This is a genomic window from Microcystis viridis FACHB-1342 (genome assembly GCF_014698335.1).
GTDB lineage: Bacteria > Cyanobacteriota > Cyanobacteriia > Cyanobacteriales > Microcystaceae > Microcystis > Microcystis ichthyoblabe_A.
In genome coordinates, this window is sequence record NZ_JACJSV010000042.1 from 19,850 (window position 1) to 43,937 (window position 24,088).

The 24,088-nt window shown below is 43.2% G+C and carries 29 protein-coding genes; 14 read left to right on the plus strand and 15 right to left on the minus strand.

The genetic code is table 11. The features are described 5' to 3' along the window. Positions 1 to 110: 110 nt before the first annotated feature. The 4 genes from H6G40_RS14365 to H6G40_RS14380 all read right to left on the minus strand — a co-directional run bounded on the left by H6G40_RS14365 (position 111) and on the right by H6G40_RS14380 (position 4,797). Positions 111 to 3,386, minus strand: a complete 3,276-nt coding sequence (locus H6G40_RS14365; protein WP_190537864.1) for a CHAT domain-containing protein — start codon at positions 3,384 to 3,386, stop codon at positions 111 to 113. Between the two features lie 429 nt (positions 3,387 to 3,815). After that, the gene (locus tag H6G40_RS14370; protein WP_190537866.1) at positions 3,816 to 4,250 is read right to left on the minus strand and encodes a type II toxin-antitoxin system death-on-curing family toxin; all 435 of its coding nucleotides are present in this window, start codon (positions 4,248 to 4,250) and stop codon (positions 3,816 to 3,818) included. A 4-nt stretch (positions 4,251 to 4,254) separates the two neighbouring features. Continuing rightward, entirely contained in the window at positions 4,255 to 4,479 is a 225-nt protein-coding gene (locus H6G40_RS14375) for an AbrB/MazE/SpoVT family DNA-binding domain-containing protein (protein ID WP_080603334.1), read from the minus strand. Positions 4,480 to 4,545: 66 nt separating this feature from the next. Beyond that, positions 4,546 to 4,797 (minus strand): DUF2283 domain-containing protein, encoded by a 252-nt coding sequence (locus H6G40_RS14380; protein WP_069475088.1) that lies wholly within the window; start codon positions 4,795 to 4,797, stop codon positions 4,546 to 4,548. A gap of 38 nt (positions 4,798 to 4,835) precedes the next feature. Between H6G40_RS14380 and H6G40_RS14385 the strand changes: the two genes are divergently transcribed. After that, positions 4,836 to 5,099, plus strand: a complete 264-nt coding sequence (locus H6G40_RS14385) for a hypothetical protein (protein WP_069475076.1) — start codon at positions 4,836 to 4,838, stop codon at positions 5,097 to 5,099. After that, the gene (locus H6G40_RS14390; protein ID WP_002738073.1) at positions 5,096 to 5,461 is read left to right on the plus strand and encodes a hypothetical protein; all 366 of its coding nucleotides are present in this window, start codon (positions 5,096 to 5,098) and stop codon (positions 5,459 to 5,461) included. The genes H6G40_RS14385 and H6G40_RS14390 overlap by 4 nt, the downstream gene beginning before the upstream one ends. Before the next feature lie 25 nt (positions 5,462 to 5,486). Here H6G40_RS14390 and H6G40_RS14395 read toward each other — a convergent pair whose 3' ends face one another. Both H6G40_RS14395 and H6G40_RS14400 read right to left on the minus strand, forming a co-directional pair. Further along, complete coding sequence (locus H6G40_RS14395) at positions 5,487 to 6,026, minus strand: hypothetical protein (protein ID WP_190537868.1); 540 nt, start codon at positions 6,024 to 6,026, stop codon at positions 5,487 to 5,489. 107 nt (positions 6,027 to 6,133) lie between these two features. Further along, complete coding sequence (locus H6G40_RS14400; RefSeq protein ID WP_002737311.1) at positions 6,134 to 6,526, minus strand: hypothetical protein; 393 nt, start codon at positions 6,524 to 6,526, stop codon at positions 6,134 to 6,136. 12 nt (positions 6,527 to 6,538) lie between these two features. Here H6G40_RS14400 and H6G40_RS14405 point away from each other — a divergent pair, with 12 nt between their 5' ends. From H6G40_RS14405 to H6G40_RS14420, 4 genes are all read left to right on the plus strand, one after another. Then, the gene (locus H6G40_RS14405; RefSeq protein ID WP_002736452.1) at positions 6,539 to 7,432 is read left to right on the plus strand and encodes a hypothetical protein; all 894 of its coding nucleotides are present in this window, start codon (positions 6,539 to 6,541) and stop codon (positions 7,430 to 7,432) included. A 97-nt stretch (positions 7,433 to 7,529) separates the two neighbouring features. After that, positions 7,530 to 7,727 (plus strand): DUF751 family protein, encoded by a 198-nt coding sequence (locus H6G40_RS14410; RefSeq protein ID WP_002737592.1) that lies wholly within the window; start codon positions 7,530 to 7,532, stop codon positions 7,725 to 7,727. Positions 7,728 to 7,768: 41 nt separating this feature from the next. Further along, the gene (gene rbfA, locus H6G40_RS14415; RefSeq protein WP_190537870.1) at positions 7,769 to 8,161 is read left to right on the plus strand and encodes a 30S ribosome-binding factor RbfA; all 393 of its coding nucleotides are present in this window, start codon (positions 7,769 to 7,771) and stop codon (positions 8,159 to 8,161) included. 114 nt (positions 8,162 to 8,275) lie between these two features. Beyond that, a complete protein-coding gene (locus H6G40_RS14420) occupies positions 8,276 to 9,856 on the plus strand; it encodes a glycoside hydrolase family 3 N-terminal domain-containing protein (protein ID WP_081330884.1) in 1,581 nt (526 codons plus the stop codon). Here H6G40_RS14420 and H6G40_RS14425 read toward each other — a convergent pair. Continuing rightward, positions 9,853 to 11,052: a lipid-A-disaccharide synthase-related protein gene (locus H6G40_RS14425; RefSeq protein ID WP_069475074.1), complete on the minus strand. Its 1,200-nt coding sequence runs from the start codon at positions 11,050 to 11,052 to the stop codon at positions 9,853 to 9,855. The two genes, H6G40_RS14420 and H6G40_RS14425, sit on opposite strands and share 4 nt — an antisense overlap. Before the next feature lie 338 nt (positions 11,053 to 11,390). Between H6G40_RS14425 and tsaE the strand changes: the two genes are divergently transcribed. Both tsaE and H6G40_RS14435 read left to right on the plus strand, forming a co-directional pair. Then, positions 11,391 to 11,861, plus strand: a complete 471-nt coding sequence (tsaE, locus tag H6G40_RS14430; RefSeq protein WP_069475073.1) for a tRNA (adenosine(37)-N6)-threonylcarbamoyltransferase complex ATPase subunit type 1 TsaE — start codon at positions 11,391 to 11,393, stop codon at positions 11,859 to 11,861. A gap of 361 nt (positions 11,862 to 12,222) precedes the next feature. Further along, a complete protein-coding gene (locus H6G40_RS14435) occupies positions 12,223 to 13,308 on the plus strand; it encodes a class I SAM-dependent methyltransferase (RefSeq protein WP_069475072.1) in 1,086 nt (361 codons plus the stop codon). A 186-nt stretch (positions 13,309 to 13,494) separates the two neighbouring features. Here the strand turns inward: H6G40_RS14435 and H6G40_RS14440 are convergent, their stop codons facing one another. From H6G40_RS14440 to ftsY, 4 genes are all read right to left on the minus strand, one after another. Further along, entirely contained in the window at positions 13,495 to 14,778 is a 1,284-nt protein-coding gene (locus H6G40_RS14440) for a DUF3086 domain-containing protein (RefSeq protein WP_190537872.1), read from the minus strand. 81 nt (positions 14,779 to 14,859) lie between these two features. Continuing rightward, positions 14,860 to 15,276 carry a DUF3119 family protein gene (locus H6G40_RS14445; RefSeq protein ID WP_002751775.1) on the minus strand — a complete coding sequence of 139 codons (417 nt, stop codon included), beginning with the start codon at positions 15,274 to 15,276 and terminating at the stop codon, positions 14,860 to 14,862. 39 nt (positions 15,277 to 15,315) lie between these two features. Continuing rightward, entirely contained in the window at positions 15,316 to 16,116 is an 801-nt protein-coding gene (locus tag H6G40_RS14450) for a metal ABC transporter ATP-binding protein (RefSeq protein ID WP_069475070.1), read from the minus strand. A gap of 94 nt (positions 16,117 to 16,210) precedes the next feature. Beyond that, positions 16,211 to 17,545 carry a signal recognition particle-docking protein FtsY gene (gene ftsY / locus H6G40_RS14455; RefSeq protein WP_002751781.1) on the minus strand — a complete coding sequence of 445 codons (1,335 nt, stop codon included), beginning with the start codon at positions 17,543 to 17,545 and terminating at the stop codon, positions 16,211 to 16,213. 205 nt (positions 17,546 to 17,750) lie between these two features. Here ftsY and H6G40_RS14460 point away from each other — a divergent pair, with 205 nt between their 5' ends. The 4 genes from H6G40_RS14460 to H6G40_RS14475 all read left to right on the plus strand — a co-directional run bounded on the left by H6G40_RS14460 (position 17,751) and on the right by H6G40_RS14475 (position 19,514). Continuing rightward, entirely contained in the window at positions 17,751 to 18,338 is a 588-nt protein-coding gene (locus tag H6G40_RS14460) for a Uma2 family endonuclease (RefSeq protein ID WP_002737441.1), read from the plus strand. A 74-nt stretch (positions 18,339 to 18,412) separates the two neighbouring features. Further along, complete coding sequence (locus H6G40_RS14465) at positions 18,413 to 18,559, plus strand: PCP reductase family protein (RefSeq protein ID WP_002777859.1); 147 nt, start codon at positions 18,413 to 18,415, stop codon at positions 18,557 to 18,559. A gap of 80 nt (positions 18,560 to 18,639) precedes the next feature. Beyond that, a complete protein-coding gene (locus H6G40_RS14470; protein WP_002737801.1) occupies positions 18,640 to 19,227 on the plus strand; it encodes a Uma2 family endonuclease in 588 nt (195 codons plus the stop codon). A gap of 101 nt (positions 19,228 to 19,328) precedes the next feature. Next, complete coding sequence (locus H6G40_RS14475) at positions 19,329 to 19,514, plus strand: PCP reductase family protein (RefSeq protein WP_002737708.1); 186 nt, start codon at positions 19,329 to 19,331, stop codon at positions 19,512 to 19,514. Positions 19,515 to 19,518: 4 nt separating this feature from the next. Here H6G40_RS14475 and moaA read toward each other — a convergent pair whose 3' ends face one another. Then, entirely contained in the window at positions 19,519 to 20,508 is a 990-nt protein-coding gene (gene moaA, locus H6G40_RS14480; protein WP_069475069.1) for a GTP 3',8-cyclase MoaA, read from the minus strand. Positions 20,509 to 20,826: 318 nt separating this feature from the next. Between moaA and H6G40_RS14485 the strand changes: the two genes are divergently transcribed. Continuing rightward, positions 20,827 to 22,170, plus strand: a complete 1,344-nt coding sequence (locus H6G40_RS14485) for a DUF3370 domain-containing protein (protein ID WP_069475068.1) — start codon at positions 20,827 to 20,829, stop codon at positions 22,168 to 22,170. A 7-nt stretch (positions 22,171 to 22,177) separates the two neighbouring features. Here H6G40_RS14485 and H6G40_RS14490 read toward each other — a convergent pair whose 3' ends face one another. Genes H6G40_RS14490 through H6G40_RS14500 form a run of 3 tightly spaced genes read right to left on the minus strand, consistent with a single transcriptional unit; the run spans position 22,178 to position 23,111 of the window. Continuing rightward, positions 22,178 to 22,690: a TolB family protein gene (locus H6G40_RS14490; RefSeq protein ID WP_069475067.1), complete on the minus strand. Its 513-nt coding sequence runs from the start codon at positions 22,688 to 22,690 to the stop codon at positions 22,178 to 22,180. A 23-nt stretch (positions 22,691 to 22,713) separates the two neighbouring features. Beyond that, positions 22,714 to 22,929 (minus strand): hypothetical protein, encoded by a 216-nt coding sequence (locus tag H6G40_RS14495; RefSeq protein ID WP_002737387.1) that lies wholly within the window; start codon positions 22,927 to 22,929, stop codon positions 22,714 to 22,716. Positions 22,930 to 22,961: 32 nt separating this feature from the next. Next, the gene (locus H6G40_RS14500; RefSeq protein WP_002748420.1) at positions 22,962 to 23,111 is read right to left on the minus strand and encodes a hypothetical protein; all 150 of its coding nucleotides are present in this window, start codon (positions 23,109 to 23,111) and stop codon (positions 22,962 to 22,964) included. Positions 23,112 to 23,497: 386 nt separating this feature from the next. On the opposite strand from H6G40_RS14500, the gene H6G40_RS14505 reads away from it, so the two are divergent. Then, positions 23,498 to 24,088, plus strand: coding sequence for a hypothetical protein (locus tag H6G40_RS14505; protein WP_242028761.1), 591 nt, complete (start codon positions 23,498 to 23,500; stop codon positions 24,086 to 24,088).

Here is a 24,088-nt window from a genome sequence, read left to right on the forward strand (position 1 = left end):
GGATGATTTCCTGACCTAAGATTACATTTTATTCTTTTTTCCACTTCCATCTAAAAATCGAGAAAAAAGCAAGACCTTCCACTATACCATAAAAAAATTATGCAAGAGGTCTAATTAGCAGCCCCAATCAAAATAAAGGGCGACCAAAAGAAAGGGTGGCTTTTAATTTGACTCAGTTTGGCCTGTCGCATGGCTTCACTTTTAGTCATACCATTCTTGAGATTCTGATAAAATTGGGTCATAATTTCCGCACTGGTATTATCTTCAGCATTCCAAAGACTGGCTATTACTGATTTAGCGCCGGCTCTTTCTAGGACGTAAGCAAGTCCTGAAATTTCCTGGCCGTCTGCGTTGGCTTCCTTGGCGGTTTGACAGGCACTCAGGGTGATTAATTCGGTATTTTTTAAGCCTAATAATGCAGCATCAGCGATGTTATATTGTTGATTATTTGCGAAAAGAATAGTATTAGCTTGCATACCCAAATTAGGACAGCCAGCGAGGTCAAAACAGCCGTGAGTTCCTAAGTGTAAAATCGAGAAGCGAAAGGCTTGTTTTTTGAATATATCTAGAGTTGCATTTGTACCGAGATATTTTTCACTTCCCGGAAAGATTTTGCTGATAGTTTCTGCTTCTATTTCTGTGCCTTTAAGTTCTTCTTGGGTGGGTTTAGGGTTAGCAAATGCTAGACCTTGTAAGGGTTTTCTTTCGGTCGCGGGAGGAGTAGATGTGGAGATGCGAGTTAAATAATAAATTGGATATTTTTCTAGGAGAACTTGGTCATTTTTCTTATCGTAGAGGGTTTCAAAGGGAATATAGCGCAGTTGTCCGGTGGCGATAATAGCGATATTTTTCGGGGAACTGGTGGCGATTTGGGACTCGATGGGACGGATTAAAATCTCGTATAATTTACTACCGGTAACGAGGTAGTCGGCATTTTGATAGTCGGCTAATTGGGTACGGTATTGACTGACAAGTTGATTAAAATCATCGGCTTTTGCATCACTTTGAATAACGATTAATTTTTCTCTAGTAACGAGAAATAGAGCGACTTTATCGCGGAGGGGAACGGGTTGAATAACGAGGGTATCAGGAGCGATATTTTTCTGGAGTTGGGCGATGTCAGTGGGTTTTGTTTCAAAAAGTTCAGCAATTTCTGGATATTTCTCTCCGATAGTTTCCGCATTTTTATACACTTTCTCCTCGAATTGTCGGATTTGTTGTGCCAGTTCTTCAGAGAATTTATCCTGTAGTTGTCGGCGCATTCCTTCGAGTTGTTGATTGTCGGTGTTCCAGTTATCAAGTGCTTTTTGTGCATCGGGATCAGCAACTTTGGCATTAATCAGGCGATTGTAATCGGCGAGATCGGCGGTAGTGGCGAGTTTAAGCCATTCAAAAGCTTTTTCTGGTTGATTTTGCTGGATGAGGAGGTCAATCAGGTGAGCAAACGTTTCCGAGAAATACATATTACTCGACCAATTTTTTTCCGACCAATACTTTTTACGGACTTTACGAGGTGAAGAACGACGTGACTCAATAATAAGATTAGCACTTTGCTCTAAATAGCTTAAGGCTTCGCTCGGACGATTTAGCATCTTGTAAGCTATACCAATTTTGCTCAGAACCATCTCCTTATTGCCTTTATATTCTTGTCCATAAGTTTTAATAAATTCTGATAACGCCGATAGATAGTAAGTAAGTGCTTGTTCATTATTTCCTTCCTTCATATACAAATCACCAACTTCCAAATTACCTCTAACTCTTGTAACTTCGGCGAATCTAACCGGTAAAGAAAACATTTGATTATAACAATCTAGTGCCTTCTGCTTTTCATCAAACTTGACGTATACCTGACAGAGAGCCTGAAGTGAATTGCCTTTAATGAATAGAATATATTCGGATTTTGTGAATTCCGACAGAGTTTTATCCATAGCCAATTGATCAAGAATAAGAATACCCTTCTGCAAGTAACTAATCGAATTCTTTTTATCATCTAATTCAGCGTAAGTACGGCCAATCTTAACGAGATATGCTGATTCTGTTACACGATTTACTAGAGGCTGATATTGAGATTGATGTATAGTTAGTGCTTGTTGGTAAAAATTAAGACATTCTAATGTATTTCCATAAGATTCAATAGGCTTTTGGTACTGTCCAAGAGAGTAGTAAGCATTTCCTACTGAATATATACAAATATCTCCTAATGTGGAAAAGATAAATTCTTGTTTTGGTTTATCTCCTAATTTTTGATAACCAATGAGTGCTTTTTTTAGGTTTTCACTAGCCGATTTAATTCTGCTCTTTTCATTGATTGAAAGTGGCCTTATTAATTCTGCTGGTTCCGAATACAATGCTGTTAGAGCTTCATTAAATATTCGGTCAGTTTCTCTACGGAGATCGAATTGGTCGGTAAAGGTTCGAGCGATTGCTGCCGGGATAAAGGCGTATTCTCTCCCCCTATCAATTCGTTGAGATGCGGTTCCTATCGCCGTATACAGTGATTCTGATTGTCTAAAATAGTCAATAGCCTTTTGGTACTGTCCAAGAGAGTAGTAAGCATTTCCTAAATTAAATAGTATTATTGTTTTTAAATTAATGGGTCTTATGTTTATAAAGTCATCGAATAAGCCATCACCATTAGAATCGTATTTATTCAAGATTGCTAAAGACTGTTCAAGGTACTCGATCGCCTTCTGGTACTGTCCGAGGGAGTAGTAAGAAAGTCCTAAGCCACCTAAAGAATTAGCTTCCCCAGCGCGATCGCCGACATTCTTCATGATAGCTAAAGACTGTTGATAAAACTCGATCCCTTTTTGGTAGTTTCCGAGGAAGTTATAAGTGTTCCCTAACACAAATAGTATTATGCCTTCTTCTTTTCGATAACCGTTTTCTCTCGTCAAAGCTAAATACTTTCGATAAGACTCGATGTCTCGATAGCCGATTTCCTGGATAATAGCTAAAGACTGTTGCTGATAGTCAGTTGCTTTTTTATACTGTCCGAGGGATTGGTAAGCAGCTCCTAAATTGCCCAAAGAAATGGCTTCTCCTTTGCGATCACGAATCTCCCTCGCAATAGCTAAAGACTGTTGATAAAAATCGATCGCCTTTTGGTACTGTCCGAGAGACTCGAAAATGATTCCTAAGTTGCCTAAGTCAATGGATTCCCGTTCGCGACTATGGATCATTCTATTGGTAGCTAAAGACTCCTGAAGAGATTCAATCGCCTGTTGAATCCGTTGCTGCAAAAGCTGATCGGCTTCCGCTTTCCTCGCATCCGTATTTTGCGCTATTACCGCAGGGACGAGAGAGGAGAGTTTCCCGTTAACAACTGGTAGGGTGACGGTAGCCACTAGGGAAAGGGTAAGTAAGGCGTAAAATTTGGGATTCATAGTTATTTCCGCTATCAGTTATTAGTTAATACACCTCATCATGAGTTCCAATGTTAATCAAAACTATTCTATCTGTTTGAGTTTTTTCGTCTCGTTCTAAATAGAAAATGATGAGGCAATCATAACTACAGGAACAAGCTCTCAATTCCTGATATTCTCCCCTGACTCGATTAACATTTCTTGCTGTTCCCTGGGTAATTGACTAACCAACTCCAGCGCGTTTTCAAAGGTAATCATATTGAACTCCCTTGTTAAATTTAATGCGATAACAGTCCTATTTAAGTACGAAGATCTGATCAATGACATAATTTTTCCCCTCGCTAACCCGACATTAGAGGAATCTTTAATAAATGTTTCCTAATCCAATCAGCTAAGGGACTTGCGTGGGAATAATATCCCAATCGATCGGAGGGCGCAAGCTTTGCGCCCCTACAGTAACGGATTTTGTCCACAATGTAGGGGCGAACTGCGTTCGCCCAAAAGGTACATTATCAAAGCGCAAGTCCCTAATTGTTCCTCTGAAAGCTTACCAACAGCAAGATCGATCCATATCTGGTATTTTTCTTGACTAGAAGCTTGAAAATCGTAGCTATTGAGCCTCAGAAAAGTCCTCGTCACTACATAGGCCGTTCTCTTATTCCCATCTACAAAAGGGTGATTCTTGACAATCCCATAAGCGTAGGCTGCTGCCAAAGAAGCCATGTCAGGATGCGACTCAGAATAAGCCAGAAAATTTTGCGGTCGGGAAAGTGCGCTTTCTAGCAACCCCTCATCTCGAATACCCTCTAATCCACCATGCTCGGCTATTTGGCGGTGATGAATCGCGAGAGCTACCCCATCAGCTATCCAGATTAGCTGGTTCATGAGCCTAAGTTGCCAGCTTTCTTAAAATATTCCAGTCTTCGCGCATCACTTCCTCCGCCACTTCCATTTGCTGGACAAATTCGGGGTCGTAGGGTGTAAGCTCAAAGCCATTCGGCGTTTCCAAGACGTAGAGCATATCGCCTTTACTAAGGCGCAGCTTCTCCACCAACTCTTTCGGGAAAATCACCCCCATAGAGTTCCCTACCGTTGTGACTTTTAACTTAATCATCGTTTTTTGACTGAGTAAATATGTCAATTATAGCACCTCCCATATTTCCTGAATTTCTCACATCACTTAACAATTTAGTATTAACTTTCCGAACCATTGTCTAATCTCTTGTTTTTCACTCTCTTCCAACGGAAAATCAATATTTTTGAATTGTTCGGCCGTTCTCTGTTTGACTCCTAAAATCTCAATCCCTACAATCCTATCCGTCTCATCGTAATCATAGATAATCCCCAGCGCTACTTCCTCAGAATCAATAACCTTTCCCTCACAACGACGAATATAAGCGGCATTAGCGGCTCGATCATAGTCTATTTTCATATAGCAACCGCCAAGACAATAAAGATTATAATTACTATATGGTGACATCCTTAACCCCAGCCCAACTAGACAACCTCAACCGCTTTCAAAAACGCCTCCTCCGTCATGCCACCCCAATTCGGATTTATAATCTTCCCAACGGTGGCAAAGCATTTCAAGCGGACGTTCCCGCCAAAAATATTTCCGGTTCCTATGCAACCTATGAAAAACAAATTGATGCGGAAGGAATCACTCTCTTTTACACCAAAACAACCTACGCCCCCAACGGTTCTATTGTTCACATCAAACAAAAATACCCATGAAAACTAGACAAGAATACCTCAACGCTTTAGTCAACTTTGACCAACCCCTATCAACTATCCTCCCTATCCTAAAAACCTTTCCTTGGGACAGTAGCGAAGCAATTATCACCCTAAAAAAAGAGCATCTGATCGATATTCTCGATCGCTATCTCAATAACGCTCTATCTGCCACCGACCTAGAAAACTGGGCCGATGCCATCGAATGCAGAGAAGATATCGCCTATAAAACAGATGAGGAAAATCTCATCAATGACATCATCTTTGACCTCGCTAACCCGACCTTAAACGATCCACTATCACCAAAAACAATCGAACAATACATCAGCCAACTTTCCCATTTAAAGTCTTCCTTAATTGCTTAAAAAATAGACCTCTTTTTTGTGAATTTTAATGGGGGTTTACTTGAATCTCAATTTTGTCCGAGGGGTTAAATTTAATTTCCTCGACAACGTAGGAACTCTTACTCGCCACCCCTTCGATCCCTCTTATTTCTAGAGGATCTAGCGAGGTTATAGTTACTTCCGCTTTTCCTTCATTAACATCAATAATTTTGAAATTCTGTAAAGGTTCCTGCCAGCGTTGTCTATTCTGGTTTGGATTGCTTGATTTCTCTTCCCCACGAATAACAAGCGTTCCGCTTTTGATAATAACCTTCCCTTGAAACTCTATCTGTTTGATCTCTTTCATTGCCACTTCTTTTGTTTTTGATTCTCTCCCTAAAGCGATCGTTTTTGCTTGGGAATCGAACTTGATTAATCTCCCAGATAGAGAAGCGCCATTTTTTAAAGATACTTTTGTATTATCCGGTATGAATACGGGGATTTTCTTGACGGGAGATCGATCGCCGGTGGCTGGTAGATGATAGCCAGCAAGAGAGGCGATAAAAACTAGGCTAGTTGCGGTTATTATTGGGTAGAGTTTTTTCATCTTTACCTTGCCTGAATGATCGGGATTTAGTTGGTTCTGTTTTCGATCTTGGATGCGGTGGGTTAGCGCTACTCCTAACCCAACCTGCGGTTTTTGTCAATATATTTTTACTTTCCGAAACCTTTTTTCGGGCGGTTTTGTTTGGCAATACGGAGGGCTTTTCCGGTTTTGCCATCCTGTAGTGCGATCCGCATCGATCGCTTTTTCTGGTAGGATTGAATATCCGCCGCTAACGGATGATCGTTATCGATGCGTAGATGGGTTAAAGAACAGATAAGACCCGTTTGTTTTCCCAATTCATTTTTTAGGAAACAAATAATTCCCCCCTCGTCTCCCGTGTAGAAAATTTTATCGATCGAAAACTGGTGATCGGGTTTGTATCGCTCGCCTTTTGTTTCAGCTAGTTTTAACGTTTCGGGAGTTGCACGCACAGGGATTGGTAAACTCGCTTCCATTTTCTCAATTAACAAACGAACTTGGCGGGGATCGTCGATCGACATGGGTTATTCTCCTTGATAAAATACAAAGAACTGGCGATAGAACCCGATCGATCGAGTAGGATAGCGATCGAAAACGCCAATCAGGGACATTTTACCGTGAGCGCTCCGAATTCGCCCCCTCCCGGAACACAGATACTAGGAACCTTCGCCAGTCTTCTCGGTTTGCTGGGGATTTTTCTCTATTTTACGGGATGGATCTATCGGTGGGCCTATTTCGGCTGGTTTAGCCTTGAGATTAACCGTCTGGACTTGCCCTTGCGTTCCTTCCTTTTTGTGCCGATACAGGTCTTCTGTGGCGATTTCGGGGCGTTGCTGCGAACGTTTCTGGCGCTGGTTGCCGTTGCCTTTGCGATTCAATTTACTCTCTGGATTTTGTCTCCCCTGCCATCCTATTCAATTGTCAGTCAATCTAAACGGAAATTTCATCAAAAATTTCAGTTCTTAGGTTTATTAGTCCGGGGAATTCCCGAAGCTCTCCGAAAAGATTTGATCGCTGTTATTTGGCTATTAATTATACTTTTTTGGTTAGCTCGAATTCAGGGATCGATCGATGCCCGTCGCGATGCAGTTAATGATACTTCTACCTTACCAGTTATCACTTTAGTTTTACCAGAAAAACAGATAGCGATCGGTCGGAATCCAGAGGATGTTTTTACCGATCCTTCTCTCAAAGGTTATCGAATTATCGGTGAGACTAAATTACTCGAAGAGCTGCGGGGAAAAGAAACCAATGATAGTAAAGTCAATCCCCCGCGAGTTTGGCGGTTATTAATCCAAAATAACAATTGGACTTATATTTTTCGCGGGTTATCCCCTCAGTCGGCAGAAAATGAACGTCCGGCGATTCTAGCCATTCGCGAGGATAAGGAGGGACAATTGATGATTCTCGCGCCAGATGTCCCATAATCCCAGTGAAACTCAATCGGGGAAATTATCGAATTACCCTTGAACATCGAAGCTTACTGCTATAATTACTTACGGACAAAGATAATAAATAAAATTTATGGGCGACTTTTTTGATAACGTGAGCCGTTACCCCCGCTATCTGATTAGCTTTAGTTTAGGGATTTTCTTCGCCTTTTTTGGCTGGTTAGCCCCTTTATTAAAAAATCCCCTCACAGCGATCGCACTTGTGGGCTTTCTGGGGGGAACTTTCGCCTTTCTTTATTTCACCCTCAAAGCCATGCTCGGATTAGCTTGATACAATGGTAAGGGTTTCGCTGTTTTTAGGGGACGAAAATTATGGCCAATGATCGTCGAGTATCTCGCGTGTCCTCGCTAATTAAGCGCGAGGTCAGCCAAATGTTATTAATGGAAATTAAAGATGATCGCGTCGGTGCGGGTATGGTTAGCGTTACCGATGTGGACCTCTCCCACGACCTACAACACGCTAGGATTTTTGTGTCTATCTACGGCAACAAAGATGCAAAGGCCGAAACTATGGCCGGTTTAAAAGCGGCTGCGGGATTCGTCCGACGTGAACTGGGTCAACGCATCCGTCTCAGACGTACCCCCGAAGTGGTCTTCCTAGAAGATTCTTCTCTTGAACGCGGCGATCAAATGTTACACCTTCTTGATCATATTAAAAGCGATCGACCCCCAGAAGATGACGATTCCGATATCAGTGACCAGTGACCAGTGAACAGTGATCAGTAGAGGATAACTAAATTTAGACAAAACTGGCAACTTAAAACTTAAACCTGATAACTGATAACTGATAACTTATAACTGATAACTGATAACTGAATAGTGAGCGATCGCATTTTATCCCTAAAAGAACGTATTGGTCAGATGATAGTAGTCCGCGCTTCCGGCTATCTCTTTGACCAACAAATCCGCTATCCTGCTTGGGAACCCGTCAACGCCACCCTGAAACATTGGTTAGAAACCCTCCACCTCGGTGGGGTGATTCTGTTGGGAGGTAGCGCCGCCGAAATCGCTTTCCGTAGCCAACAATTACAAAGTTGGTCCGGCGATAATCCTCTCCTCATCGCTGCCGATATCGAGGAGGGAGTCGGCCAAAGGTTTTCCGGCGCCACTTGGTTTCCCCCCCCAATGGCTTTAGGAAAAATAGCCGAAAAAAGCTTGACAAAAGCCACAGAATATGCTAGGGAAATGGGAGCAATTACCGCTAAGGAAGCACTAGCGATCGGGATTAACTGGATTTTAGCCCCAATTGTCGATGTGAACAATAATCCCGACAATCCGGTTATTAATATTCGTTCCTTCGCTGAAACTCCCGAAATCGTCGCTAATCTAGCTCAAGCTTTTATTTTAGGGGCCGATTCCTATCCAGTTTTGACCACGGCCAAACATTTTCCGGGCCACGGTGACACCAGCAATGACTCCCATCTCGATCTTCCCATTATCAACCACGATCATCATCGCCTAGAAGCGATCGAATTGCCGCCCTTTCAAGCAGCGATCGAGTCGGGGGTTGATAGTATTATGTCAGGCCATCTGTTAATTCCCGCTTGGGATGCCGAATTTCCCGCCACTCTTTCCTCGAAAATTCTCGCGGAAAAACTGCGCCAAAATCTCGGTTTTCAGGGTTTAATCGTCACCGATGCCCTGATTATGGGAGGAGTGACTAAAATTGCCAGTGCTGCCGCCATAGCAGTGAGGGCGGTACAGGCGGGGGCTGATATACTGTTAATGCCTCCCGATCCGATCGAAGCGATCGAAGCGGTGTATAGTGCCGTGCAAGCGGGTACAATTAGCGAAGCGAGAATTAATGATTCTTGGCAACGTATTCAACGAGCAAAAGAGAAATTGGGGCAAAGACAGCCATCCTTAGAATCCTTAAGCAGTTTAGCGGCACCGCAAGCTCTAGAGATTGTCAGCGACATTTTAAAAGATTCCCAAACAGTTAGCGCTAATTTACCGATTCAAGCCACTCAAGGCCGCAATTTAATCATTATCGATGATTTACTCAACTGTGACTTTCTTGATCGCTCTTGTCCGGCGGTGACAATTCCCCGACAATGGGGTTATCAAACCCAAATAATCGACCGTAGCACCTTTAATCAGTCCCTCGTCTCCCCAGAAACGACTCTCCTACAAGTATTTATCCGTGGTAATCCTTTTCGGGGTAGTGCCGGATTAAGGGACGAAACGAAAGCTATCTATCAAGCTTTGCTGAAAACTGGACAAATTCAAGCATTGATTGTTTATGGTAGTCCCTACGTTTTCCAGTGGTTTCGTCAACAAAGCGGAGACATTCCCTATCTTTTCAGCTACGGACAACAACCAAGCGCCCAAAAAATCGCCCTAGAAACTATTTTTGAGGGGACCACTAGCGGCGAAAATCAGACCGATACTTTCGTTTAAGGGCAAAAATTGCCTAGTAACCATTGGGCAATGCGATCAGAGGCACCGGCCGATCCCATTCTCTGACGACCATTAAAGGCGATTTCTTGCCACTGTGGGGGATTTTGTAATAAATATTCTAACTTGTCTGGCACTGACTCGGCACTATCGCCTAAGAGAATTGAACAGCCTAATAAACGCTGTTGCAGTTTGGCAAAATGGGGAGTAAATTGTGGTCCAGATCCCGCAATTGTGATCGCCGGTTTACCCAAACCGACGAACTGTTCCGTGGCAGTTCCCGCCATGGCGATCGCTAGATGGCAACGGCCTAAATATTCGGCGTAATCCCTTTGAGAAATAGTTATAAATACCTCTTGACAAATAAACTTATTTGTGCTATATTCTCGCCAACCCCGGGAAATTAAAGCAGCCGTAAAAGATTCTAGGGGGAGAGAAGGAGCGATCGCCGACAAAAACTCCAGCTTGTAATCGGGAAAACGGCCGATAATGGCGGCCACAGCTGCGAGAATTTGCTGCCAATTGTGGAGAGATTCGGGAAAGCGCGAACCGGGTAGCAGCAGAATAGTTAGGCAATCTTGGGGAAAATCGCCCGTTATCGAGGGTAAAAGGTCATCCATCATCGGATTACCCCCATCGACAACGGGAATTGACCACTGTTGTAAAATTTTGCTAGTTAAACTATCCCGGGGAAAAACCCCCCGACAGCGAGGATGAGCCATTAACCAGCGTTCCCAGGGATAATAGTAGGAACCCCAGAGGCGATCGATCATCGAGCTACTATCTAACCATCCCTGCTCATCCCGGAGATAGTATTCTGATTTAGCCGTTCCCACAAAAGCATAATGTGTCCCGCTTAACCAAGCAAGGGCAAGGGGTAAGATATCTCCCACCGCGACAATTTTTCCCCCTTCTTGGCCCCAATTTCTGACCAGACGGTATTGACGGGAGGTTAATCCTAATAAACCCTCCCGCAGATCTCGCCATAATTGTTTGGGATCGCTAGTGATAAAACCCCCAGAGGGCATTTTTTGACCTCGATCGAGAAGGGGAATCCCCAGACGAGTATAAGCATAACCGTTACCCACTAGGGGTAAAGCAGTAATATCCGGACAGTGGGGAGATGATTGCAGTCTTTTAATAATCCGGATCGCGATCTCATCTTCACCGTGGCCATTACTCAAAAATAATAATTTCACTGTTTTTCTTAACTTCTAGCTTAAAGTCCTAAACTTCGGTTGTTTTATTCCCTTCGACCCTAGACAATGCTGATGGTTAGGGAACAATCAATTTTATAAAAGCAGTTAACCAATTCCCATTTAGTCTAATCTACCAGAAGGTTTCGCCGATCGCTTATCTCTGTCTTGATGGCGACCATTTGACCAAAGGCAAGACTAAGAGATAAGAGATGAGTTTAACTGCTTCTATTTTTATCGATCAAAAGACCAAATTTGGCCCCCCAGAGCCAAGAAGGTCAGAAAGCTGCTCTGATCGCTATATTAGAATCAGTGGTTAATTGGCATCCTAGCGGAAAAAAATGATTATCGACTTACCCGATCGAGAAGCTACTGTCAATTTAGGCGAAAAACTGGGGCAAACCCTGGCCCCTGGCAGTGTAATTTTATTAAAAGGCGATTTGGGAGCGGGAAAAACCACCTTAGTACAGGGAATTGGCTTAGGATTGGGCATTCAAGAGCCTATAGCTAGTCCCACCTTCACCCTCGTTAACGAATATAACGAAGGCCGCCTTCCTTTGTATCATTTGGATTTGTACCGTTTGCAGGGTCAAGATATCGAGGCCCTGTACCTAGAAAATTATTGGCAGGGAATCGAGGTAGATTTAGGGATAGTGGCGATCGAATGGTCAGAACGTTTAACTTTTTTGCCGGAAAATTATCTAGAGATTACTTTACTCGATCGAGGCGATCAGGGACGACGAGCGCTGCTCAATTTTGTCGGTGGGGACGAAAAAAATAGCGACCCCACAGGAATCGCTATCGGCACTTGACTCTTTAAGCAATCAAACTTTAGCGGTAACTCTCGGCATCTAAGATAGATGTTGGGTTCGATCCCCCCTTAATCCCCCCTTGATAAGGAGGGAACTGATAGTTTTTAACATCTAACTACTTATAAGATGTAAAAAAATAACTGTTTTTTTACCTTTAATTTGCCCTTCCCACGGAGAAAATATCCGCTTTTCAGAGATATAATACTAAGAAAATCGGCAATTTTTGCTAATTTCACACTATCTTTAGATTTATCTTCTATCTTGATGTCTGATCGGTTTTGGCAGTGGTTGACCCTTTTCGCTACTAGGGAATCGTGAAAAGAAAAAAAGAAGCGATCGAGTGCTAATTATGAGATGAGCGATGCAGGAAGAAAAAGCGATATTTAATATCAACAATACTTTTTATCGACCGGAGAGTAAAATCGTCCGAGATTTAGGAGTTTTAGGGGCGGCAATTGCCCAAAAAGAGCGGGGCAGTTTGCGCGTTTTAGAAGTAATGAGCGGCTCTGGTGTGCGAGCGCTCAGGTATTGGTTAGAAAGTGGTGCGGATTGGCTGTGGGTTAATGATGGAAATCCAGAAATTAAGCCAACTTTAGACGCTAACTTAGAGAGTTTATTACAACAGAAACAAGGGAAAATAACCTATAAATCTGCTCAAGAAGTTCTCCGAGAATGTTATCTTAAAAAAGACCATTATGATCTAGTTGATATTGATGCTTTTGGTTCCCCTGCATCCCTGTTTAGTGCTATTCCTTTAGCCACTAAAATCGGGGGTTTAATTTATCTGACTAATACTGATGGACGGACGTTGACGGGTCATAATCTAGAAAATAGTTTAGCTGATTATGGAGCCTATGCTCGCAATCATCCGGCTGCCCACGAACAGGGATTAAGATTAATTATCGCCAGTTTGCAATTAGAATCGGCCCGGTTAGGTTTAGGAATTACGCCGGTTTTTTCCTTCTTTTTTGGTCAAAGTTATCGGGTGATGGTGCGGTTAACGGCTAATAGACAATTAAATAGTCATAACTACGGTTTTCTCGGTTATTGTCATAGCTGCGGAGAATATCAATCAGTGCCTTGGCCGAAGTTAGGCAAGATAGTTTGTTCTGGGGACGGACAACCTTTAACCTTAACCGGACCTTTGTGGTTAGGCAGTTTACATGATCGCCTTTATCTAGAAAAAATGGCAGATTTAGCCGATCAATGGCAGTGGAAAAAGGTAGTTAAATTGTTAGAAATAATGAGGGAAGAAAACGATTTTCCTCCCTATTTTTATAGCTTTCGGGAAATTGGTAGAAGGGGCAAATTAGATCTACCTAAAAGGGAAGATTTAATTGCGGCTCTCCTAGAACAAGGTTATCGAGCTGCTGCCACCCATATTAACCCGCAAGCGGTGAAAACTAACGCTTCTTTAGCCCAATGTATCGCACTACTCAAGGACTAATTAGGGTCTGCTGAAAAAGTTTTTCGTGGGGGTAGGGTGTGGGGTGTGGGGTGTAGGGTTTTACCGATTTTCAGGGGGTCAATTTTCCCCCCCGATCACCCCAAGGTCTGGCACTTTTTGATGGGAAAAAAGTCTAAAATTCTTATCCAACAAGGTTTTTAGATTTATTCAGCACACCCTAATTAGTTAATACCAATAACTAGAACTTTGTTGGGGTTCAGGGGCAAAAGCTAACCAGTAGGGGAATTGTAAAAGAGCGAAATTCAGCCGTTCTTCGGTATCATCGATGATAATGAGCGGTGAATACTTATCGTCGATTAAACGTTCCGCTTTTTGAATTAAAGCTTCGGGAGACTCAAAGAGAACGATGCCGCGGTCAGGTCCAAAATCGGCGCGGGAAATGCCGAGACAATCTTGGAGACCGCGCCGCCATTCGCCTAAACGTTCGGGACTATTAGCCAGAACGAGAGAACGGAAGCGATCGCCCTGTAATTCCGCCATAATCGAGATAATTGCCGAAGCCACCAGAATATTCTGGAGACGGCTGCCCATACCGCGAACCGTACCCCGGCCCCCCTGTTTAAAGAACCACTGTTGCACCCGTTCGGCGTGAATTGGTTCAAAAGTGCGCCGTAATTGCCAAGGCGGACCGTAATAGTCAGGACGACTGCGATAACGCTCTAAAAGAGTTTGTATGCGCTGATTTTGCTCAGAAAAGCCCTGTCTAGGGGTGGATTGTCCCACCGGTTCCGATTCATAACCCGAACGATTAGAACGACGGGGTTCTTGCCAATTATCCCGGCCCTGGTTACTGGTACGGGGGGGACGGGGAATTTCTCCGCGATCATCCCGGCCTTGACTGCCACGGGATGGACGGGGGTTTTCCTCCCGTTCGGTCCGCTGGGGAGGTTCCACAGGTCGGGGGGATTTTTCGGGGGTTTCAAAACGGGGTAATTCCAACTGTTCGGCAGCCGCGGCCAAATCCTGTAAACTGCCCACCAGATAGTCTTTAAATCCCTGAACCCGCACGGCTAGATCCTGGGAGACTCCGGCGAAATTACTCCGCATTTCCTGCCGAATCCGCTCACGACGGCGTTCTAACTGTTCGATCGCCAATTCTAAAGCCTGTTTGCGTTGTTCTAGGTCTTTTACGCCTTCCTTGAGCATTCTTTCGATTTGAGCTTTGATATCCCCTAGTTCCTCGGCGATCAAGCGTTCTCTTTCCGCTTTTAACGCCGAGATTTCTGCCGCTAGGCTCTGTTTTTGCCGTTCTAGAGCCTCGATTTCTGCTCGTAGGGGTTGCGCCTGCGCTGCGGGAACTAATTCGCCTTCGGGGGCGGTTTCCGATGGCAGGGGATTCTCTACCTGGCGATCGTTCCAGAGATCATCAAAACTAAATTCTTCGACAGATTCATTGGGTAAGTCTGTCATTTTGTCAAGGGGTAAAACATTAAAATCTTCTGAATTCATCGGCTTTAGAAATGCAGAGCGAACAGAGGGCCAAGGCAGGCAATTAAGAAGCTATTAGCCAAATCTAATTTTATCTCAATCTTAGTTCGCTTCTGAGTCGATCGCTTGCGATGCTGCTAAAGGATAGTATTTTTCCAGGCACAGTCTCAGGGTTGCGCTGTCAAAGATAATGGGCAAAAAATGAATGCTGTTAATTTCTTTGAAATAAAATAGTATCGGGACTTTATTCCAGAAAATCCGCCAATTTTGCCATTCTTGGTAGGGAAAGGAGCGAATTTGTTGCCCGGACAGATAGACATCTAAGGAGGTGGGGGTAAACTGGAGACGAATGCGGGTAGTCTGGAACATCAAGAATAGCCCTAACAGGGAGAAAATTATTCCGAGCCAGACCTGTAAAAAGAGTAAAGGCAGCGATAAAATTACCAAAAACAGGGGAATTCGATAGTTAGGAGCCAGTTCGATCGTTCCTGTTACTTCTTGCGGGGAAATAGTTGTCATCGGTGTCCCTATCGGCAGTCAGCCAAAATATCTTCGCTTCTAGTTTATCGCATTGTTTTTCGAGAAGCGATCGAGATAATCGAGACTCGAGCGGGGATGATCTGGAGGTGTCATGGCATCATAGAAGGAGACTTTACCCCCATATGCACGCCGGAGATTAAAATCAGTTAAGACCTTAGACCGTTGATCGGCGAGGATCAATTCTTTATTTAAGAGGATTAAATCAGCAAAATGGGTGATAGATTCGCCTAAATCATGGTTAACCACCAGGACAATTTTATTTTTTTGGGCTAACTCACCAAAGATATTAAAAAGAACCCCCTCGGTTTTTTGATCTACCCCAACGAAAGGTTCATCAAAACAGAAAATCTCCGCTTCTTGGGCCAAAGATCTGGCTAAAAAGACTCTTTGCTGTTGTCCTCCCGACAACTGACCGAGGGGACGATGGCGTAAATCAGCCATTTCCACCCGTTCTAGGGCATTTAAAGCCTGTTGACGACTAATATGGGAAAAAGGACGAAACCAACCCGTTTTTCTGACTCTCCCCATCATTACCACATCCCAAGCGGTGACGGGATAGGTCCAGTCGATTTGAGATCTTTGGGGAACATAAGCGACTTTATCCAGTTGTTGCTGTAGAGATTGCCCTTGATAGTTAACGCTTCCCTGTTGTACGGGAATTAATCCTAGCATGGCTTTGATCAGGGTACTTTTGCCCGCACCGTTGGGACCGATAATACCGGTTAATCGTCCTGGATGAATTTTCAGGGTGATATCCCGTAGGGCTTCCACGCCGCGATAATATACTCCTAGATGACTAACTGTAATTGTCGTTTGCATAGTTGTTACCCTGAGTCTCCATTTCTAGCATAGCTAAAAATGAGACAATTATGAAGCAACCATGAAAAGATTATGAAAGATAGCTAGGGTGAGATTAATCGCCACTCAGTAAAGCTTCCACGAATTCGTAACTGGAAAAGGGCCGCAGATCCTCGATTCCTTCCCCAGCGCCAACAAAGCGAATCGGTAGGTTAAGCTGACGCGCTACGGCAAGGGCAACACCCCCTTTAGCTGTACCATCGATTTTAGTCAGGATCACGCCGCTTAATTGGGCAGCTTCCGAGAAAACCTCTGCTTGTCGCAGGCCGTTTTGTCCTAAAGTGGCATCGAGAACTAGAAGCGATTCCACCACAGCACTCTCGGCTTTTTTGTCGATAATGCGGCGAATTTTGCTTAATTCTGCCATTAAGTTCTTTTTATTCTGCAATCTTCCCGCCGTATCCACTAAGAGTAATTCTATCTCCCTGGATTTAGCGGCTTCGATGCCATCGTACACCACGGCGGCCGGGTCGGTATTTTTGCCCGGGTTGGCAATGACTTCGACTTGCGATCGCTCTCCCCAAACTTTCACCTGTTCCACGGCAGCAGCGCGAAAGGTGTCGGCAGCGGCGATCATACAGCTATAGCCAGATTGTTTAGATAAATGGGCTAATTTGCCGATAGTCGTCGTTTTACCGACTCCGTTAACTCCCGTGAGCATCCAGATATTTAATTTACCTTTTTCTGGCTCAAAACCGGGGTTGCTATAATTGGCTAAAGGTGCATCTAAAATCTCGCGGATAATTTCTTTGAGATATTCGATCGCTTTTTCGGGGGGCAGAGCTTCCTGTTTTAGCTTATTTTGGAGGGTAGTGATAATATAATCGGTGGCATCTACCCCCACATCGGCCTGAAGCAATAAAGCTTCGATTTCCTCCACCGCATCTTGATTGAGGGGACCCTGACCGACCACGGCCTTAAGCTGATTGACCAAGCTGCGGCGCGTTTTGCCTAAACCCTGACGCAATTTTTTTAACCAGGTGATTTCTTCTTCCGAAACGTCCTCTGCTTGTCGTCCCTGATTGGCTAAAACTTTGGCCGACCAGATAAAATCTTCATCCGGTTCTGTGGGAGTTTCGATGGCGGTTTCTTTGAGAATTTCGAGGCGATCAGATTTTTTCAGCCATGCGGGGGTATTATCCTCGGTTTCTTCTTCTTTAACTGGTTCTTCCTCTTGCGGAGGTTCCGTTTCAGCAATAGATGTTTCAGGGGTTTCGCTCACGACGGCCTCGGCCGTGGCTTTTTTCTCTTGAATATTTTTAAAGGCTTTTTTGGCCCAATCTAAATACTCTTCCTGACTGGTTGCCTCGCTGGGGGTTTCCTCTACGGGTGCGGGGGGTGCTTGTTCTTGTTCGGGTTGGACTTTCTGACGACGGAACCAGTTAAACATAGGAGAAACTAAACATAAAACTATTTATCTAGTTTATTTTAACCTTTGAAGTGAGCAATTTTGATAGTTAGATTTTTAATTGTGGATTTCTCAGCATTTTTTGCTAGAGATTAAGGAAAAAATGATAACCTTGCTCAAGGATAACTTTATCTCTTTTTAGGGAAATGCTGTATCCTAGAAAATAGAATAGGAAGGAGAATCAAAAATGTTAAGCACTACCGAAACTAAATATTATACTCCCGAAGAATATCTCGCTCTGGAGGAAACGTCCGAGGATAAAAATGAATATCGTCAAGGAGAAATTATCCCAATGGTAGGAGCAACAACTAATCACAATCAGATTTGTCTAAATTTTTGCCGTAATTTTCCCTTAAATATCAATAACCAAGATTATTATACCTACATGGAAACGGTGCGTTTATGGCTGTCAGATTATAGCATTTACACCTATCCCGATGTGATGGTGATTAAAGGTCAACCTCTCTATCAAGGGAATAGTCAATCTAACGTGATCAATCCTTTAATTATTGTCGAAGTTCTCTCTAATTCTACCCAAGCTTATGATCGAGGGGATAAGTTTAAATTCTATCGTTCCTTGCCAACTTTTCAAGAATATATTCTGATCGAACAATCTAGTTATAGTGTGGAACGTTACTATAAACAAAAGGATGATCAATGGTTAATTGATTTCGTCACGGGGGAAAATGCGGTTTTACAATTGGTGTCGGTAGATTGGCAGATTTCTTTGCAAGATTTATATCAAAGAGTCAATTTCGACCTAGCAGAAACCTAAAATTAAAAGAAAGGTGAAAAAGAGTCGCTGTCAAGAGAATCATTATCTCAAAACGGACTACTATTGTTAAATATATGGAAGCTCTAGATTTTTCCGATCAACTACAATGGACTGCAGAAGCAAAAGCAAAACTGAAAAATATTCCCTATTTTGTCCGTTCCCAAGCGCGTCAAAGGATTTCTGAGATATTGAAAATATACTTTTCCGAGCAACTCAATTGATAACCTTGCTCAAGGATAACTTTATCTCTTTTTAGGGAAATGCTGTATCCTAGAAAATAGAATAGGAAGGAGAGTCAAAAATGTTAACCACTACCGAAACTAAATATTATACTCCCGAAGAATATCTAGCTCTGGAGGAAACGTCCGAGGATAAAAATGAATATCGTCAAGGAGAAATTATCCCAATGGTAGGAGCTACCACTAATCACAATCAGATTGCTGGAAACTTCTATCGAAGATTTCCTCTGACTATCAATAATCAAGATTATTATACCTACATGGAAACGGTGCGTTTATGGCTGTCAGATTATAGCATTTACACCTATCCCGATGTGATGGTGATTAAAGGTCAACCTCTCTATCAAGGGAATAGTCAATCTAACGTGATCAATCCTTTAATTATTGTCGAAGTTCTCTCTAATTCTACCCAAGCTTATGATCGAGGGGATAAGTTTAAATTCTATCGTTCCTTGCCAACTTTTCAGGAATATATTCTGATTGAACAATCTAGTTATAGTGTGGAACGTTACTATAAACAAAAAGATGATCAATGGTTAATTGATTTCGTCATGGGGGAAAATGCGGTTTTACAATTGGTGTCGGTGGATTGGCAGATTTCTTTGCAAGATTTATATCAAAGAGTAAATTTCGACCTAGCAGAAACCTAAAATTAAAAGAAAGGTGAAAAAGACTCGCTGTTAAGAAAATCGTTATCTCAAAATAGCTCATCTTTTTTGGTATAATAGACGGACTATTATATGTTAAATCTATGGACGCTCTAGATTTTTCCGATCAACTACAATGGACTGCAGAAGCAAAAGCAAAACTGAAAAATATTCCCTATTTTGTTCGTTCCCAAGCGCGTCAAAGGATAGAAGAATTAGCTCGTCATGCCGGTTCCGATCGAGTTACCGTGGAAATGGTAGAACAGGCTAGAATAGAATTCGGACAGTAGATTTTTAGCCGCCAATTTGGGACATAGTACGGGTATAAATGCCGCTTGATGTGCCGGAATCACGCAGTTTAAAGTTTATTTCTGCCTTCAGTTCTATTAATTCCCGCACTCTTTCCCTGATTTCTACCGGCGAAATTCCCTGACGGAGGGCAGTTTTTAGGTCAATTTGTCCGGTTTCGTTGAGGAGACAGGGACGCAACCAACCATCGGCCGAAAGACGTAGGCGGTTACAGCGATCGCAAAAACATTCCGACATCTGACTAATAAAGCCAATTGTACCCTTAGCCCCCGGAATTTGAAAAACATCGGCCGGGCCATTTCCCCGCACTTGACCCTCATTTAAACCCCATTTTGCCCGAATTCGCCCCCTTAATTCCTCGTTCGCAATCCAAGCTTTTTCTTGAAATAAATCACCGTTACCGATGGGCATAAACTCGATAAAACGGACGTGCCAACGCTTCTCGATGGTCAAAGCCGCTAAATCTTCCACTTCTGCCTCATTTATCCCCGGAATTACCACCACATTCAATTTTAAGGGGTCAAAACCCACCCTCTGGGCCGCTTGAATACCTGCCCAAGTTTTTTGCCAACGACTCCGGCCGCGATTACCGATAATTTTATCGAAAGTGTCGGGGTCGAGGGAGTCTAAACTGATATTAATCCGTCTTAGTCCAGCGTCATACAACATTTCGGCTAAATTGTCAAGTAAATAGCCGTTAGTGGTCAAGGCTAAATCGCTAGTAGCAGATAAAGAGGCGATATCGCGCACAATCTCCACTACTTCGGGATGTAAGAGAGGTTCCCCACCAGTAAGGCGAAATTTGCGGAAACCAAGGGGAATAAAGACATTTTTGACTAAAGTAAGAATTTCCTCCCGGGTGAGTAAGTCTTGCGGTCGAACATAGGCCAATTCTGCATCTTCAGGCAGACAATACTGACAGCGAAAGTTACAGCGATCGATTAAACTAATCCTGAGATAGTCAATTTGGTTCATGTTCACGGGGAAATACTGTTATAAAACTTCATGAATTTATCATAACAATTCTGGCTCGATCGATATCTAGACATCGGGCTAAGTTTCCAGAAAACCACGGCTACATCTAGATTTTAGTCTATGATGACAATAGATTTGGTCAATGGCAAGAGCCAATAACGATTGGGAAATTTGATAATTTTTCTTGATTGTACTTAACCAAAAATGTCAGCTAACACCAGAAAGAAATATTAAACAATCCTCTAGATATGGACAAACAGAATACTATCTAAATTGAGCGAGCCAATAATGCTATGATCAAAAATTAATTATCTTGAGATGGTAATTTCTGTGATGTTACCTTTTTTACTACCCATTGCCCAAACTCCTCCTATTGTAGAAATAATTCGACCGGTGCAGGTCCGTCCTTTACCGAATCAACTAGATCAAGTTCCCGTTTTTAATAGTAATAGTCCCGAATTATTGCTAGGAGAAGGGATTTTACTTTCGACTTTTCCCCCCCAAGAAAAAAGGTTTCCCTCGGCCCATTTAAATTATGCTTTTCAGGGACGCTTTGATATTTTTGCCCACCATGTAGCGAGGGGGAGTTTTCCCGATAATTTACGCACCCTTTATCTGGGTATATTACTCCACAATCCCAGTCCTAATCCCGTGACCGTTAAAATTTTGCAGGGGGCCAGTTATTTGAGTCAACCCGATGCAGCTTTTATCGATTTACCCGCACAAGTGGAAAATAATCAGGGGACGGTTTTTGCTGGGCCGGGAAGTCGGGTAATGGGGGATATTTTAATGGGGCAGCGTCAGGATATTTTTCCCGATAGGATTATTATTCCCCCTGGGGAGAGTTTTATGGTCTTAAATGCGGCGATTCCCGTGCGCGATTTGACTCCCCCTTTAAACGGTAGGTCCACTTATCTCCGTCTGGAAAGTGACGGTCTTCTCTACGCTGCTAGTTTAGCTCTTTATGCACCCCTAGATGAAAATGGACAGGAAAGACCACCAAATCTTACAGAGTGGCAAAATTTGCTAGAAAAAGGCGATTTATCGACTCCGCGAGATCGAGCGCCCACTCCTCCCCATAGTCAAGGACAGATAATTTATGGACGGGTAGCGGGGGTGTCCCAAGGTTCAGCTTGGCCAGCCCGATTGGTCGATCGAGCTTCTTTATGGTTAAATATTCCTGATTCTGGTCAATCTATAGCCTATGGGATTAGCACCCTACCCGGGGGCAAACTGGGAACGGAACAAAATCAAAGTGCTAGTATGTTAGTTCGCTATCCCGATACGGCCTATCAAGCTCATGGTAATTACGGTGTGGAATATCGGTTAAGTTTACCTCTATTTAATCGAAGTGATGAGGCGAAAACGGTGACTATTGCGCTAGAAACACCGATTAAAGAGAATATTATCGGTCAGGGTTTGCGTTTTCTCGATCCGGCTGCCCCACAGGTGTTTTTTCGGGGAACAGTAGCCGTCAATTATAGCGATGACCAAGGACAGGCACAAAGCAGATTTTTCCATCTCGTCCAAAGACGCGGACAAGAGGGGCAATCTTTAGTGACTCTGACTATTCCTCCGGGGGATTGGCGTGTAGTACAGGTAAATTTTTTATATCCACCAGATGCGACCCCTCCGCAGGTTTTAACGATTAAGACCGAGTAGAACAAGTTTAAAATTGGGCGTTAACGATCGCAATATTCCATTGACCGTCTTGGTTGGTTTCAAAGGCAATTTGGCGACCATCACCGCTAATGGTGGGATTGCGGACGCTTCCCCGCAGGTTAGCGGTTAATAGGGTTGCACGGGACTGGGAACGATCATAAACCATGACATCACTTTTACCGCGTTCGCTGGAGATATAGGCAATTAAACGACCGTCAGCATTCAGAGATGGCTGATCTTGGCTAGAATCGCCACGATTTAGGTTAGGAAGATTAACTAAGCGCTTTTCTTGCAGATCGAATAAATATATACTACGACGACCGGAGCGATCGGAAGCGAAGGCTAAATAGCGACCATCAGCACTATAACTGGGGAATTGATCGGGAGCAAAACTATTTAAACCACCAGCGGGAACTTGAGGAGTGATCAAAAGAGGAGAATTACAGCCACTTATCCCCGATAACAGCCCAAAAGAGGCCAAAAATCGCCCCAGCCAGACAAAAAAATTTTTTTCTTTCATCTTGACTTTTGACCCCAAATGTGCTAGTAACTTTCTTCCTTGCCGACGGTTTTGAGGGTAAGTAGTTGATTGCCTTGACTGAGACTATCGGCGATCGCTTCTCGAATCGGTAGGTCAATACTGGTTTCAGCGAGGATTTCTTGGGCTTTTTGCCGCAAATCTGCCCCGGTATCGGCATCTACTTGGTCTAGATCGAGTAATTCCTGCGATAGCTGTTCGATCGAATTCGGGTTAGTCATAGCTCAGGCTCCCAACAAGCTTAATTACACTTTTATTGTATTGTAAAGAATAAGGCTTCTGTTTGTTTTTGATTTTTCTCAGCGATTAAGGGATTTTGACAAGCAATTAACTTTTCTGATGGATAATCTTCACTCTCAAATTCCACTAAGTTCACTCGATCGAATAATACTAATTGAATCACTATACACGGCCGCCATTTTAGCCTAAACTTCCCCCATTTGTCTATTTAAGGAATATTACAATAAACACGGGGTATATAAAGAAAAGTTAATGGGTTTATCCATTGATGGATAAGGGTTTTCGGCTATTGTAGTAGATATGTATGGGGGGGAAGTTCAGCAATACTACCCAATCAGCACCCTCAAGTCTGGCGGTTTAGTGGAAGAGCAGTTTATTGTCCGCATGGCAAGAGGAAAGGCTAGAATTAGAGAAGATTTTAGACTTTAATAGCAATTACATTTTCTAAGTAGTACGGCTATGAGCATCAGCGATCCCACTAGCCAAAAAGTCTCGTTAACTCAGCTAAATCGCGCTCTCCGGCACTTTACCGACCGACACGAGTTAACCTTGCGATTTGCAGAATATCTCAACGATGACGAGCTTGACCCCCATAAAATCCTATTCTTCTATGGGGATGGTGGCAATGGCAAGTCGCTGCTGCTGAAATTCTTATTGGAAAATTGTTGCAAGCGCTTTCCTTTAGAAACTTGGACAGAACTTAAAACCAAAACCCATCCTGAAATTGTTGAGTTTATTAAGACAATTACTGACTGGGAAAGTGACTTTCAATTTGTGCCAGCCACACTGTTGGATTTTGAATCCCCAGCCAGGTCATCGCGACCAGAACAACCTCAAGACAATTTCGACGGGCTACTGATTTTGCATAATCAGTTAATAATCAATGCTGTTCGCTTGGGATATAAACTCTCTTTTCCGCTCTATCAGTTTGCTTGCATCTTGTATTTACAAAAGAAGGGAAAACTGACAAATGAATCCGTGAATAGATTATTTCCTTCACCGGAACTTTTTGCCTCTAAATTGGCAGTCTTCCTCATTAGGGACTTCCAAAAAATAAACTATTCATTCTCAAGAATAATAATCATTCTCGGAGTGTGGGAGGTAGGGATCGATGGTTGCCCCCTCCTTCCAATTTTGTAG

Excerpts from the sequence above, each read along its gene's own strand:
- H6G40_RS14365 (WP_190537864.1), bottom strand. The coding sequence starts at position 3,386 with ATGAATCCCAAATTTTACGCCTTACTTACCCTTTCCCTAGTGGCTACC.
- H6G40_RS14370 (WP_190537866.1), bottom strand. The coding sequence starts at position 4,250 with ATGAACCAGCTAATCTGGATAGCTGATGGGGTAGCTCTCGCGATTCAT.
- H6G40_RS14375 (WP_080603334.1), bottom strand. The coding sequence starts at position 4,479 with ATGATTAAGTTAAAAGTCACAACGGTAGGGAACTCTATGGGGGTGATT.
- H6G40_RS14380 (WP_069475088.1), bottom strand. The coding sequence starts at position 4,797 with ATGAAAATAGACTATGATCGAGCCGCTAATGCCGCTTATATTCGTCGT.
- H6G40_RS14385 (WP_069475076.1), top strand. The coding sequence starts at position 4,836 with ATGGTGACATCCTTAACCCCAGCCCAACTAGACAACCTCAACCGCTTT.
- H6G40_RS14390 (WP_002738073.1), top strand. The coding sequence starts at position 5,096 with ATGAAAACTAGACAAGAATACCTCAACGCTTTAGTCAACTTTGACCAA.
- H6G40_RS14395 (WP_190537868.1), bottom strand. The coding sequence starts at position 6,026 with ATGAAAAAACTCTACCCAATAATAACCGCAACTAGCCTAGTTTTTATC.
- H6G40_RS14400 (WP_002737311.1), bottom strand. The coding sequence starts at position 6,526 with ATGTCGATCGACGATCCCCGCCAAGTTCGTTTGTTAATTGAGAAAATG.
- H6G40_RS14410 (WP_002737592.1), top strand. The coding sequence starts at position 7,530 with ATGGGCGACTTTTTTGATAACGTGAGCCGTTACCCCCGCTATCTGATT.
- rbfA (WP_190537870.1), top strand. The coding sequence starts at position 7,769 with ATGGCCAATGATCGTCGAGTATCTCGCGTGTCCTCGCTAATTAAGCGC.
- tsaE (WP_069475073.1), top strand. The coding sequence starts at position 11,391 with ATGATTATCGACTTACCCGATCGAGAAGCTACTGTCAATTTAGGCGAA.
- H6G40_RS14435 (WP_069475072.1), top strand. The coding sequence starts at position 12,223 with ATGCAGGAAGAAAAAGCGATATTTAATATCAACAATACTTTTTATCGA.
- H6G40_RS14440 (WP_190537872.1), bottom strand. The coding sequence starts at position 14,778 with ATGAATTCAGAAGATTTTAATGTTTTACCCCTTGACAAAATGACAGAC.
- H6G40_RS14445 (WP_002751775.1), bottom strand. The coding sequence starts at position 15,276 with ATGACAACTATTTCCCCGCAAGAAGTAACAGGAACGATCGAACTGGCT.
- H6G40_RS14450 (WP_069475070.1), bottom strand. The coding sequence starts at position 16,116 with ATGCAAACGACAATTACAGTTAGTCATCTAGGAGTATATTATCGCGGC.
- ftsY (WP_002751781.1), bottom strand. The coding sequence starts at position 17,545 with ATGTTTAACTGGTTCCGTCGTCAGAAAGTCCAACCCGAACAAGAACAA.
- H6G40_RS14460 (WP_002737441.1), top strand. The coding sequence starts at position 17,751 with ATGTTAAGCACTACCGAAACTAAATATTATACTCCCGAAGAATATCTC.
- H6G40_RS14465 (WP_002777859.1), top strand. The coding sequence starts at position 18,413 with ATGGAAGCTCTAGATTTTTCCGATCAACTACAATGGACTGCAGAAGCA.
- H6G40_RS14470 (WP_002737801.1), top strand. The coding sequence starts at position 18,640 with ATGTTAACCACTACCGAAACTAAATATTATACTCCCGAAGAATATCTA.
- H6G40_RS14475 (WP_002737708.1), top strand. The coding sequence starts at position 19,329 with ATGGACGCTCTAGATTTTTCCGATCAACTACAATGGACTGCAGAAGCA.
- moaA (WP_069475069.1), bottom strand. The coding sequence starts at position 20,508 with ATGAACCAAATTGACTATCTCAGGATTAGTTTAATCGATCGCTGTAAC.
- H6G40_RS14485 (WP_069475068.1), top strand. The coding sequence starts at position 20,827 with ATGGTAATTTCTGTGATGTTACCTTTTTTACTACCCATTGCCCAAACT.
- H6G40_RS14490 (WP_069475067.1), bottom strand. The coding sequence starts at position 22,690 with ATGAAAGAAAAAAATTTTTTTGTCTGGCTGGGGCGATTTTTGGCCTCT.
- H6G40_RS14495 (WP_002737387.1), bottom strand. The coding sequence starts at position 22,929 with ATGACTAACCCGAATTCGATCGAACAGCTATCGCAGGAATTACTCGAT.